This is a genomic window from Clostridium psychrophilum (assembly GCF_018861705.1).
GTDB lineage: Bacteria > Bacillota > Clostridia > Clostridiales > Clostridiaceae > Clostridium_AD > Clostridium_AD psychrophilum.
The window spans coordinates 25,521-38,811 of sequence record NZ_JAHLEC010000029.1; the positions used below are offsets into that span (position 1 = coordinate 25,521).

Annotated in this window: 11 protein-coding genes; 2 read left to right on the forward strand and 9 right to left on the reverse strand. The window is 29.3% G+C overall.

Annotation, left to right across the window (positions count from 1 at the left end; all coding sequences use genetic code 11):
• Window positions 1-349: 349 nt before the first annotated feature.
• Window positions 350-1,282: a restriction endonuclease gene (locus tag KPL38_RS20210; protein WP_216288711.1), complete on the reverse strand. Its 933-nt coding sequence runs from the start codon at window positions 1,280-1,282 to the stop codon at window positions 350-352.
• Between the two features lie 212 nt (window positions 1,283-1,494).
• Here KPL38_RS20210 and KPL38_RS08460 point away from each other — a divergent pair, with 212 nt between their 5' ends.
• Both KPL38_RS08460 and KPL38_RS08465 read left to right on the forward strand, forming a co-directional pair.
• Window positions 1,495-2,529, forward strand: coding sequence for an IS1595 family transposase (locus KPL38_RS08460; RefSeq protein WP_216288712.1), 1,035 nt, complete (start codon window positions 1,495-1,497; stop codon window positions 2,527-2,529).
• A 122-nt stretch (window positions 2,530-2,651) separates the two neighbouring features.
• On the forward strand, window positions 2,652-3,284 hold the full coding sequence (locus KPL38_RS08465) for a hypothetical protein (protein ID WP_216288713.1): 633 nt from the start codon (window positions 2,652-2,654) through the stop codon (window positions 3,282-3,284).
• A gap of 85 nt (window positions 3,285-3,369) precedes the next feature.
• Here the strand turns inward: KPL38_RS08465 and KPL38_RS08470 are convergent, their stop codons facing one another.
• From KPL38_RS08470 to KPL38_RS08495, 8 genes are all read right to left on the reverse strand, one after another.
• The gene (locus KPL38_RS08470) at window positions 3,370-5,268 is read right to left on the reverse strand and encodes a DEAD/DEAH box helicase family protein (protein ID WP_216288714.1); all 1,899 of its coding nucleotides are present in this window, start codon (window positions 5,266-5,268) and stop codon (window positions 3,370-3,372) included.
• A gap of 11 nt (window positions 5,269-5,279) precedes the next feature.
• On the reverse strand, window positions 5,280-6,476 hold the full coding sequence (locus KPL38_RS08475; protein WP_281419337.1) for a DNA methyltransferase: 1,197 nt from the start codon (window positions 6,474-6,476) through the stop codon (window positions 5,280-5,282).
• A 65-nt stretch (window positions 6,477-6,541) separates the two neighbouring features.
• On the reverse strand, window positions 6,542-7,201 hold the full coding sequence (locus KPL38_RS20215; protein WP_312884179.1) for a site-specific DNA-methyltransferase: 660 nt from the start codon (window positions 7,199-7,201) through the stop codon (window positions 6,542-6,544).
• Between the two features lie 15 nt (window positions 7,202-7,216).
• Window positions 7,217-7,975 (reverse strand): DUF4391 domain-containing protein, encoded by a 759-nt coding sequence (locus KPL38_RS08480; protein WP_216288715.1) that lies wholly within the window; start codon window positions 7,973-7,975, stop codon window positions 7,217-7,219.
• Window positions 7,976-7,983: 8 nt separating this feature from the next.
• Window positions 7,984-9,126 (reverse strand): C-terminal helicase domain-containing protein, encoded by a 1,143-nt coding sequence (locus KPL38_RS19605; RefSeq protein ID WP_376769028.1) that lies wholly within the window; start codon window positions 9,124-9,126, stop codon window positions 7,984-7,986.
• Between the two features lie 150 nt (window positions 9,127-9,276).
• Window positions 9,277-11,238, reverse strand: a complete 1,962-nt coding sequence (locus tag KPL38_RS19610; RefSeq protein ID WP_246577878.1) for an SNF2-related protein — start codon at window positions 11,236-11,238, stop codon at window positions 9,277-9,279.
• Between the two features lie 601 nt (window positions 11,239-11,839).
• A complete protein-coding gene (locus KPL38_RS08490; protein ID WP_216288716.1) occupies window positions 11,840-12,061 on the reverse strand; it encodes a hypothetical protein in 222 nt (73 codons plus the stop codon).
• A gap of 287 nt (window positions 12,062-12,348) precedes the next feature.
• The gene (locus KPL38_RS08495) at window positions 12,349-12,906 is read right to left on the reverse strand and encodes a 3-dehydroquinate synthase II (protein WP_216288717.1); all 558 of its coding nucleotides are present in this window, start codon (window positions 12,904-12,906) and stop codon (window positions 12,349-12,351) included.
• Window positions 12,907-13,291 lie beyond the last annotated feature (385 nt).

Here is a 13,291-nt window from a genome sequence, read left to right on the forward strand (position 1 = left end):
GGCTATAACGTTCATTAGAACCCCGTTGGTAGCAAAACAAATTGTAAACACAAATTATTTTACTGCTTAATAAGATAAAGAGCGTAACCTTTGCATCCATTGCATTTACAGTATCTGTAAAAATATTACAAATAGTCTATTCATTTCTACTAATAATCTTTTTTCATTTTCCATTTAGAAAAACACTTAATTATAGATTGTCTCCCTTTAAACAAATCCAGCCCCAATTATGTATCCATACAACTGGCTAAACATCTCTCAAAGAAAATTGACATGATAAAAGGATCCAACAATTTTGCTAGATCCTTTCATGTTTATTGATAAAATAAAGTTTGACCGCCTTAGCTAACTACAAATTCTCAATAAATCCATTAAAATTGTCAGTTTCCAAAAACTCAACTTTAGTCCCAAGAGCTTCAAAATGCTTATGTCCACAAGCAATTTTACTTACTTCACGTAAACGTAATTCTTCAGCTAAAATACTACCTTTTGTTTCTAATACAAAGTACAGTTTTTCTTCATTATTGTTTCCAACCAAAACAGCCCAATCAGGATTGTAACTTCCAAGAGGAGTATCAATTTTGAACCAATACGGTAGTTTAGCATAGACTTTAACGCTATTATTTTTTTCGAATTTCCTAGCGAACTCCTCTTCCACACCGGAGTCATAAACTACATATTCATAAACAGATTTATCACTCTCCAGCATATTTTTTGACAAATATCCATAAAGCTCTTGATCTTCAAATAATTCTTGGGCATAAAACTCGTCTTCCCCTAGCTTTTCATATTTAACTCCACCTACAAGGAGGTATTTCATCTTTCTTCGAATTATAGAACTAACTTCATCCATAAACATTTGGGGATTGTTTTTAAAATCATCTAATCTTTTAGACTGTTTAAGGATATCTACAACTGTTCTCCTTGTAAGCTTAGTTCCATTTTGTAAATAAGTTATAATATCTGGCAAATAAAAACACGCATTATCAACATCCATTGCATATCGAGTGCTTTCTTCTGTAATAGTTCCCCCTGCATTTATTTCTATATCCGCCTTTGTGTATATTAGTTTAGCTTTATCTACCTTCAAGTTCTTCATAATCTCCTCTGAACATAATTTTATTAGCTCAGAGCTATTAATCTTTACTGAATAAGTAGTTTTATATTTTACTTTATCCCACAACTCTTTGAACTCTAGGCTTAAAAATCTTCTTTTATTAATGCTAATTAACTTCTTATCCTCTGCATTTTTAATATTAATGTTTCCTGCAATTTTTTTCACTATTTCATGAACTTGAACCTCAATATCCCTATACTCCTCTGGAAAATCTAGCTTGTTATCTTTAAGCGCTCTTTTTAAATTATCTGTTACCTTACCACTTTCATCAATATAATCTTTTTTCTTACGCTATGTTAGACATAAATAGTGATATTGTATATATTTTCATAGAATGTGTTATAATAAGGCAAAACATACATTTATGAGGTGGTTATATGCCAAGCGTGGGGCTTTTAAAAGCAGATATAAAAACTCTTTCAGAATTTGCATTACAAGACTTATTTGATTTCATTGGCGAAATAATGACGCTTAACTCATTAACTCGTAATCTGCCTAAAGATTGTAGAGAATCCAGATTTGCCAAGGGAGAGGTCTGTCCTCATTGCAAATCAACTCATGTTGTTAAAAATGGTAAGTTAAATGATAAGCAAAGGTATAAGTGTAAGAGTTGCAATAAAACTTTTAATGACTTCACAAAATCTGCATTATCAAGCACTAAATTGCCTTTAGAAAAATGGATAGAGTATGGTAAATGTATGGTTATGGGGTATAGCATAAGAAAAAGTGCTGAAATCGTAAAAGTATGTGTTAAAACCTCATTTTATATGAGACATAAAATACTTGATTGTATAGGAACATTTATGGGTACAGGGGATGTCGATGGCGTTGTAGAAATGGATGAAACCTTTGTAGCCGAATCGTTCAAAGGTAACCATAAAAAAAGTGGCTTTTTAATGCCAAGACATTCTCGTAAAAGAGGTAAAGAAATTAAAAAACGTGGTATAAGCAATGAACAGATATGTGTAGCTACAGCAATTGATAGAAATAATAATATTATTCTTGAAATGGTATGTAAGGGCAGGGTTGGTTATAAAGACCTTGAAAGGCTGTATAGTGGTCACATAGACAATGATTCTATTATTTGTACAGATAGTCATAAAAGTTATATTAGATTTGGTAGAAACCTTAATTTAGACCATAAACGTATTATGAGAGACCATTATAAAAATGGTATTTATCATATCAATCATGTAAATAGTTTGCATAGTCAGTTTAAAAAGTGGATGGTAAGATTTAATGGGGTATCAACTAAATTTTTGGCTAATTATCTCCATTGGTTCAAGTGGTTACAATGTTTTAAAGATGATAAAGACATAATAAAAAGTAAAAATATTATAGTTCATAGTACAACAAACTTTGTAGATACCAGAATTACTACTTACAAAGGTAGAGAACCAAATTTCAGATAATATAATCCCTTATACTTGAAATTTAGGTTATAGTTAGTATATAATTATGCTATAATTTAATATATAATTGTAAAAGATTATGAAAATTACTGATAACACTATAAGCGAAGGAGTTTAAACATGTGAATATTAATCGTATTAAGAGGAATTTGACATCTGATGATGTTATTTTGAGAATAATAACTACTTATATTTGTTTCTTGTTATTGTTTATTACAGTTACTATTGTAAGTTATTTTTTACTCCCACAAGGCTTACTTCTGAACAAGCACCCACTTCAAAAATGGGACACTTCACCAACTTTAATAATTTCTTCATTGCAAATTCTTTCTTTTAATCTTCTATCGGTTATTGTGATATTATTTGGAAATACCTTTTTAGCAAGGGAAAAAAAATCGCAATGTTTTATGCCTCTTGGTTATCTTGCCTTTTTAGTAGGGATATCAATAAATGCAGTTGTTTTGGGTACATGGTCATTCTCTGTTGTAACTGAATCAATTCCTTTAATAGAAAGACTTGTTGGAACCTTTGACATCTTTCATAGGGCAGGGATATGGGAGATGAGTGGGCAACTTCTTATACTGTGTGCAACTGTAAATATTTCATTAATAATAACAGATGGAAAAAAAACTACAACAAAGAGTTGGAAAACAATTAAGTTATCTAAACAAGAAATTATTGTCTTTAGTATAGGTTTAGTTTTAATGCTATTAGGTGCGTTAATTGAAAGTTACGCCATTATAAACCTCAATTAGTGTAAGTGGATAAATCGAGTGGTAAATTTATTGGCTTGTCGTTATTAGACAAGCCAATTTTATACTCATTAATCCTCAATATTGTCTAACATAGCGTTTTCTTAAAATAGTTCCAGATATCTTCAGAAGATTCCTTACCCAAGTATTTATTTGTACCATCTTTTTTAATTTCAACATTTGCAAAAGTATGTTTTTCAATTACACCAAATTTAATGTTTTCCTCTTCTTCAAATTCTTGTTGTAGTGCCTTTGCAAAGTCTTCATAGGATTCATTTGCCATTACAGTAAGTGTATTTACACTAAATCCATGTATCCTCTCACCATCTTGGTTAACTGCAAGTCTTAGCCCTCTACCGATTTCTTGTCTCTTTTTCATAACCGATTTAGTTTCATTTAAAGTACATATTTGAAATACATTAGGATTATCCCATCCTTCTTTGAGTGCTGAATGAGAAAATATAAATTTTAATTTTGAATCAAAACTTAATAGTCTTTCTTTGTCTCTCATTATAAGACCATATATATCCTCATCTGCAAGTGTACCTCCATTAGTATCCTTTAATAATCCTTTTTTATCTTGAGCAAAATATCCATTATGAACTATTTCTGCTTCGGTATCTATATCTACATCCTCAAACAAAGTTTTATACTTAGGTTTTTTGATAGTCTTTTTATATTCTTCCTCAAACCATAGTGCATACTTACCTTTTTGACGATTACCCTTTTCATCATAATATCTATAATTTGAGACCTTGTCTATAAAGAATAAACTTAAAACTTTAATACCTTTATGCTTAAGCTTCATCTCTTTATCTAAATGTTCTTCAATTGTCTTTTTAATTTGAGCACGTTTAATAATATCATCACTTAATTCTCCACGTACTTCACCTAATTTAATAAAATCCTTGCTTGTGAAATCTACATACTCAGAGTCTTTTGCTGTATAAATTTCACTAACTATATATCCCCTATACTGTTCTCTACAAGCACTAATTTCAAATAAGTCTTGTCCCTTTTTAACATTTACTGACTCTCTCTTAATAACTCCATTTTTCCTTTTATCTATTTCAATTTTTGCAGTTATAGAAAAGCCTTTGTTACTCACACTTATTAACTTTAAATATGCATCATTATAATGATCCTTAGTTATTATGCTAGCTACTTCAATTTGTTTAACCAACTGTCTCTCATAAGCATCAACTGCATCCAATCGGTACATTAGATTGTATTTTTCTTTATGAGTAGCTGAGTATCCTATGGTGCATAAAGGATTTAAAGAATCAATAGCATCATTTGCCTTCTTTGTGCTAGCTGCGCTTTGTGGTTCATCTATAATTACAATAGGATGTGTCTCCTGTATAAATTCTAGAGGCTTTAATCCATTAGTTTTTTCATGATCATTATTAATTACATTGGTATCTTTGTTAAAAGATTGTATTGTCATAACAATAATTCTAATATTATCACTAGTTGCAAAATCCCTTAATATATCTAGGTTTTTAGATTTATATTCATATGACTTAAATATAACATTATCATATTTAAGTTTAAAATGATCTGTCATTATATCTATTGATTTAATAACACCTTCCTTAACTGCAACAGTTGGAACAACGATTATAAATTTTGTAAAACCATATTTCTTATTAAGCTCTAATATAGTCCTTAAATATACATATGTTTTACCAGTACCCGTTTCCATTTCGATAGTAAAGTGATAAACACCTTTTTTTATTTTATCAGACTGAGCTAATCCATTTCTTAACTGTATCTTTTTCACATTCTTAAGAATATCCGCTTCATCAATTTCCAACTTATTTCCCACACCTAAGTTACTTGAAAAAAGACCAAATGTACCAGCTTCGTCTGTTAAATTAGTTACTGTAAAATTAGAATTACAAACACTTTGCCCTTCAAATATATCTACAATAGATGACATGGCTTCCTTTTGATAATCCAGTTCTGAATCAAATTTAAGTTTCATGAAGTCACCCCCTATATGCTCATTATTTCTTGTATTTTATTTCTTCTAAGAATATGAATAGCATTTGCTTTAACTGAATCATTTTGAAATCCATTATCCTTAAATACAACTCTTGTAACCTCGGGGTTTAGTTCATCTTTAAATTTAACAATTCCTTGAACCAATTCAAGAGTAATTTCATTGTCAATACAAATAAACAATGCACCAAATCCAACGCTAAAAACTTTTTTACCAACAATATTTCTTATTTCCAGTGGATAAGTTAAATCAATTCCATACTTAATCATAATTTCATATACTATATCTTCTTGTGTTCTATTTGGAACAAAATTATCTATCATATTTTCAATAGATATTTCAAGATTTTCACCATCAGCATTCCATTTCTTAATATTAGAAGAATCAAGTTTGAAGACTTTGAACCCTATATCTAAATTTCCTATTCCCTCCTTCTCTTTGTTTTCTTTAAGAACTTTTTCGCCTGCCCTCCGAGTACGTTCTTTGCCTATTTCACAAACATTTTTATAACCAGCTTTAAATGCTTCGCCTTGTTCGTCGCAAACCTCAGGTAACTGTACCATTATAAATTTACGTTTACCATTTTCTTCAGCATTAAGTTGCATTACTGCATGTGATGTTGTTGCAGAACCTGAAAATAAATCCAATATTATTGAATTTGAAGAAGATCCAATTTTAATAAAATCTTTTATTAGAATATGAGGTTTAGGATGATCAAACAATCTATTATTAAATAATTTTTTAATTAATGCTGTTCCATTACCACTACTGTACTCTGGTTTATAAAAAAGTGTTTTCGCCTTTTTACCATTTTTCATGTCATCAACTAATCGTTGCTTCTTGTAAAAAGAAATGTTTTCTTTATTCTCTTTTATAATTATTTCTGATTTTGCTTTCATTAAATATTCTTTCGATCTTCTCCAAGACATGGCCTTACCATCTTTTGTTTCTGGAAATACTTCATAATCATCTTCATTTTTTCTTTCAATACTAAAATCACTAAGATACTTTCTAACATAAATGGGATAATACCCTTTTGGTCGAAAAATTCGAGCACCAGCCTCCCCCGTTCTCATCAATGTTGCCCCTTGTTTATAACTTCCAAATTCATCTGACAAATTATAGTCTTTAATTTCATCATCAGTTAAATCAAGACCATTTAATTCTTCAACAGCATTTTTATTTTTCATAAATACTAGAGTATATTCATGTGTACCAGAAAACCCAAACTCATCATTATTTCCTTTCAAGTTCATTACAGTTGGCAAGCAAGCGATAAAATTATTTTACCAAATATTTCATTGCAGATTCCCTTCAGATTCTCAACTTCATTGTCATCAATGCTTATAAATATAATTCCATCATCACTCAACAAATTTCTAGCCAACTTAAGTCTTGGATACATCATATTCAACCAATCCGTATGATATCTCCCGCTAACTTCAGAATTAGTTCCTAATTTTCTTCCTTCAGAATCAACTTGTCCAGTAATCTCTAAATAATTTTTAATATTATCTTTAAAATCATCAGGGTAAACAAAATCATTTCCAGTATTGTAAGGAGGATCAATGTAAATCATTTTCACCTTCGAATTATAAGATTTCTGAAGAAGCTTCAAAACTTCTAAATTATCTCCCTCAATATAAAGATTATTTGTGTTATTCCAATTCTTACTTTCTTCTTTGCAGGGTCGTAATGTTCCTATTGAAGGTGTCTGCGCAAGTCTTATTGATTTAGACTTCCCTTTCCAATTAAAACTATATCGCTCCTCTTTATCCTCTGTGTATTCACCTAATACTTCTTTTAATTTCTCAAAATCTATTTTATCCTCACAAAATACTTCTGGAAATAATTCTTTCATTTTAATAACATTTTCAGCAACAATGTTCATACTTTTGTCGCGTATCTTCTCCACGATTTTACCTCCATATTAATTGTTAAGAACTTGAATCAACTGCTTCCTTCTGGAAGCATTCTTCTTTATTTCTATATTCATCTCAACTTTCTTGTTAAATTGAACTTCATGTTTTATTTTGCTCTTAAGTTTTAGTATTTCAACATCCAACTTCTCAATTTCATCCACTATAGCCTTAACTTTAACTACTCCTTTAATATTTAATGCTTCGAAATCACTCTGATATTTAGAAGCATTAAATATATTAATTCTATCTAAAGCATCACAATAAAATTTATAAAAGTTGCTGAAAGAAAATCCTTTAATATTCATGCTTTCAATAAATTTTTCTTCTCTATCAGATAACTTAAGCAAACTAATCCAATCTGTATAAATAAATTCTTCAACAGTATTCTTATTTTCGTCAGCTTTATTATTCCTTTTATGAGCAGCATTAAATAAAACCTTGTCCTCATAATGAAATAACAATATTAATGGGTATGGTATAGTTTTTTGTATTATTTCTGATATTCGCTTGATCTTTGTATCATTTAAAAGAAGAACTTTAATAATAGCTACTTCCTCATAATCTCTAACCTCATCTTTATAAGGTCTTATGTTTATAGTATCTTCCTTAAAAGAATACAGCCAAATAATTTTGTCTATATTCTTTTGAAAAATTTCTTTATCAACTTTATTCATAGTAGAATTCTCATAAAACAACTTTTTAAAAATTGTGTTATTCACTTCACAAGAAACGGGAATATTAAACTTCTTAAAAAAATCTTCTCTCAATCTAACACCTACCTTACAATTAGGAATGTAATTAATTCAAAGTCCTCTATCCCTGTGAATAAACTTCTTTGAATTGTTGTCCCTCCCTTACTAAACAAAGAAACCACACCTTTCTCTTCTTTTTTACCAATGATATTATTAATTGCATTTTTAAGAAGTTGAGAATACTTGTACATATCCTTACCACCCTTAGTTTCTCCATTAAACCTTTCAACTAAATCTTCCAAAACTTCTGTATTTCCATAACAGAGTTTCTTATAAAAATCCAAGATTTTCTTAGTATGAAGGTAGCTAAATTTTACTGTTCCATCATCATAGGCATAAACCATATAATAAGGATAAAGTGAATTATCTTCTTCTGTTTTAATAAGCTGATTTACTTGTTTTAAAGTAAAAATTACTCCCGGCCTAACCTGATCCTTTAGTGTTTCATCTTGTACCGTAGAAATTGCATACATTCCCATTGGTGCCTTATCTAGCTTCTCTCTGTTGTCTTTCATATACTCCATTAAGTCCATTTTAAAATCATTCATAGTAAGGTCTGTAATAGATATTCCACCTGAAATATCTTCAAGGTCAACTACTTCTTCTTGAAGTTGTTTAAGTTGCTTCTTTCTGTATTCAAGGTCATTCATCTTCTTTGTTTGGTCAACTTCAATAATATTTTCTTCACCAGTAGCTGAAATATCTAATAACACCATTTTTCCCATGACTCTAGCCTGAAGATTAATATATTCATCCAACTCCATATTTGGCCAGAAGTTTACCAACTGAACACTATCGTTTATCGATCCAAGTCTATCAATACGCCCAAATCTTTGTATAATTCGAACTGGATTCCAATGAATATCATAATTTACTAAATAATCGCAATCTTGAAGATTTTGACCTTCAGAGATACAATCCGTAGCTATGAGTATGTCTATCTCCCCTTGAATTTCGCCAAAACCCTTTTGTCGTTCTTTTGATATTGGTGAAAAATTAGTTAATATAGAATTAAAGTCATTCTTCTTAATCCCTTTTAAACTAGTTTGGTTTTTACCAGAACCAGTAACAATCGCTGAATAAATATTAAATTCCTTTTGAACCCACTCTGCAATATTCTCATACAAATAATTTGCGGTATCAGCAAAAGCGGTAAAAATCAGCATTTTTTTATTGCCTATATTAATAGGATTGTTAATTTTTTCAGTAATTAATCTTTTTAGATGATTTAGCTTTGCATCCCTATTAGCCTCTATTTTTGCAGCTTCAATTTGTAGATCTTCCAGTTTTTTTCTATCATCCTCTAAATCTTGTCTTCACTTTATTAAATCTGTATCCTGTAATAAAACTTTAACCTTGTTACCAACTAATAAATCTTCAAATTCTACATCATCAAATTCTATATCCTGAATATTAAAGTTGGAATTATATTCAAATTGATTATTATCAATTTTACTAATTAAGCAATCGAGTTTATTTAAAAGCTTTGTTATTGTCATACCAAAGGAATTTATAGAGCTTTCCATTCTCTTTAAAATATTTACTCTCATTAAATTTACTAAGCTTCGTTCACGATCAGTCTGTCTAAATATAGATTTACCTTCTTTTACTTTAATATCATATTTAAGACTATATTCTGCTCTTTTCCCTGGCAAAACATATTTAAGAGGGGAGTAAGCACTCATATGTAAATTCTTAATTGTTTTGTTCACATATTCCAGTGCCGGAAATTCTTTAAGTTTATCTATATCTGCTTTTATATTAATTGGTGTCCTACGAATAGGAAACTTTCCTATTTCTGCTATGTTATAATATTTTTCAATATGCTTTCTAGATCTAGCAATTGTAACTAAATCAAGAAGTTTAAAATAATCCATATTCATCATTTCAATAAATAAATCAACGGTTCTTTCTTCATCAGGATGCTCGGACCATTTATTGAAAACCATTTGAGCTTTTCTTAAAGTAATTTCTACACTAGCAATACCTTCATCATCAAAAGATTTATCATTACCCTCAGTTATAAAATAAATCTGATTTTTAAGATCATTCATTCTGTTATTAACTGGTGTAGCTGAGAGCATTAATATTTTTGTTTTAACCCCAGCTTTAACAACATCATTAAGCAATCTCGAATATCTAGTAACCTTATCTTTTCTTGAATTATTATTTCTAAAGTTATGAGATTCATCTATTACAATTAAATCATAATTACTCCAATTAACTGTCTCTAGATTTATTTCACCAGAATAACCATCATACCTACTTAAGTCTGTATGATTAAGTACGTCATAGTTAAATCTATCATTTAATAGAATATTACGTTTATCATTTTGAGTGTATATACTCCAGTTCTCTCTAAGCTTTTTAGGTGCTAAAACTAAAACTCTATCATTCCTTAATTCATAATATTTAATAACTGCTAAGGCTGAAAAAGTCTTACCTAATCCTACTGAATCAGCTAAAATACAGCCATTATATTTTTCAAGTTTATCTATAGCTCCAATCACTCCATCCTTTTGGAATTTATATAACTTATTCCAAATAAGCGTGTCTTTAAAACCTGTTTTACTTTTCACTATATTTTCCTCTGTGAGTTCACCATGGTAATCTCTAAATATGTTATACAAAGTAATAAAATAAATAAACTCAGGCGTGTTTTCTTTATATATCACCTGCATCTGATCTAACACCTTGTCTTTAACATCCTCAACAATAGTATTATCTTCCCATATATCATCGAACATTTGAAGAAAATGCTCTGTATATTCATTACCATACAGACAAGTAATCATATCAATTCTAGAAGATGGGGTAAATCCGAGACCATCTGTAGTAAAATCAACGCTGCCATTTATAGAAACACTATTATCTTTGTTCTTAATATGAATTAATCTTTGCTGTGATAGATTAGTCTTTTTAAATGACTTCATTTCCACTTTATTTCTAAGCCAATCAGCACACTCTTTTGCTATACTTGCTTGGTTAAGCTCATTTCTCATTTTTATTTCAAATTGATTACCCGAAATTCTCTTTTCAAGCTCACTATCAATGTAAAATTGTCGTTTTATTTTCTTATAATCCTTTGTAAATGTAGGTTCTGTAAATATAAATCTCATATTGTCTATTTTATTTAACTCTCTGCCTAATTCTTTATATGCATATATAGTGAAATATTCAGAAACAACTGATAACTTAGAACCAGCCTTTACCTGTTCCTTAAGTTCATCTCCAACTTTTCCAAACCTCTTATTATCTAATATCTTTGGTTGTTGCATCTCTTCACCTCTACTTACAATATATATTTTTAGCTGTAGTAATTTATGCTGGCCCATTCAAATAAAAATTTTATATAAAGTAAATGTTTGAGATATTTTGTGATTTTAGATAAGATCTGTTCAGTCTTTTGTCATCCTTTTATGCGATAATTTTAACAATAGCAAAAGCACTCAACTTAAAGTTGAATGCTTTTTATTATGCTTAAATATTATTTAACTATAAATTTACGATTGTTTTGCTAGGAGATAGGCAATTTTTTCTCATGTTATATTAATTATTATTAGTACATTTATTTAAAGTAGATATATTACATTCAAAATGAAATTTTTAAGGAATAATCAATAGCCCCAAAGTGAATGTACCTCAATTGCTATGATATGCTCCCCATAAGGTGCTATTATGTTACATTCACTTTGCTAATATAAACTTAACACAAGTAACCCTATATCAAGATATGGGGTTACTTTGACATATATGAAAAATGCGAAATAACTGAGTCTAAAATTATGTTAATTCAAAACTACAAATTGGAAATTGTAAAGAAAAGATAATATTCATAATCTACATTATAAATTGTGATTTGCTACTTAACCCTTAATCTTATAGGAAAAGTACCAAAAAAATGCAATCAATGATTGCTGTTATAAATGGTCCTAATGTCTTAAGTTTATTTTTGATTTTAATCCCCACAAACCCATCTAAAAATTGCACTATAATCATTCCAACAGAAGTTACAATCATTATTTCTCTTGAAAAAATAAAAATAGGTACAATAGAGACACATAGTAAAGCAATTATCTTTACCTTTTGCGATGGCCTCAAAAGAAAATTCTAAACTAACTACTGCACTTATTACCGTTATCGCCGCACAAGAATAATACATATCTCGCTCCTTTCAAATTAGCAAATTCGCTTCGCTCATTAGAACCCCCGTTGGTAATGAACAAATATAAATGCAATTTGTTTTGCTAATGGTTTTAGCCACCTTCCTTTATATCTAATATCATCAAGTATCATATAAAAACATACAATTTGTTATCAATATTATGCATCTGTTAAATCCATATGATATTATTCTTATTCAATACGATATGCTTATGTCTTAATTACTATTTTTCATTTATATCTTCTTCTATCTTGTCACCTAAATGCCTTCCTGGTTGTGATTTAATATATGCTAATTTAACTCCTAATTTCAAATCATTAATTGGAATAAAGGTTTCATTTTCACTTTGAAAAAAAACACTATCTGCAATTTGAAAAGTACCTGAAACTAAATTGTTTTCATTTTTACCTTCCACTCTTTTAAACTCCCTTTTTTCCTGTTTTACCCTTCCTATAGCTATATACCTAAAAGACTCTTGGTCATAAACAGGAATTTTCATACCAGGTTCTAGCTCACTTAAGTAACAGGTCTTATTATTGCCTAAATATAAGTACTGATTTATGGCACCTAAATTAACTCTAAATGGACATGGCGGATAGGTTTCAGACTTCCTTGTTTCTGCCATTAATTTAATAAACCCATTTCCGGTATTTCCTACAAGAACTCCTTCTGTTGATGAAAGCACATCAATAAAGTCTACACATACACGAGTTCCTATACCTAAATCAGTAATATCTGATATCTCAAAATAATCAAACCCACTAAACCTATTATCACTCATTAATATCCTCCTTCAATTTTGTTAAAACAGCCACATTATTGTTATTATTACATGAACATTTGAAACACATTTCTTATCCATTCTCTTTCACATAAAAAAATGCTGCATAACACTAAATTTCAATTTCTTGTTAGTATACTTTTTTCAAAACATTTACAAGAAGTTACTTTTTCTCTTCCTAAAACTCATCGTCTTCTTGAATTATTTTATTATTTGAAACTCTATATTTGAATCTATACGCAACAACATCCTCTGGATGTTCAAAAATAAAAGAATACCCCCTTGTATAATCTAATTATAAGTTTGATAAGAAACCTTCTTTAAATAATACGAATGATTTCTTACTTATCTTTATTAATGTTAATGTTTATTTTTATTCATTTCT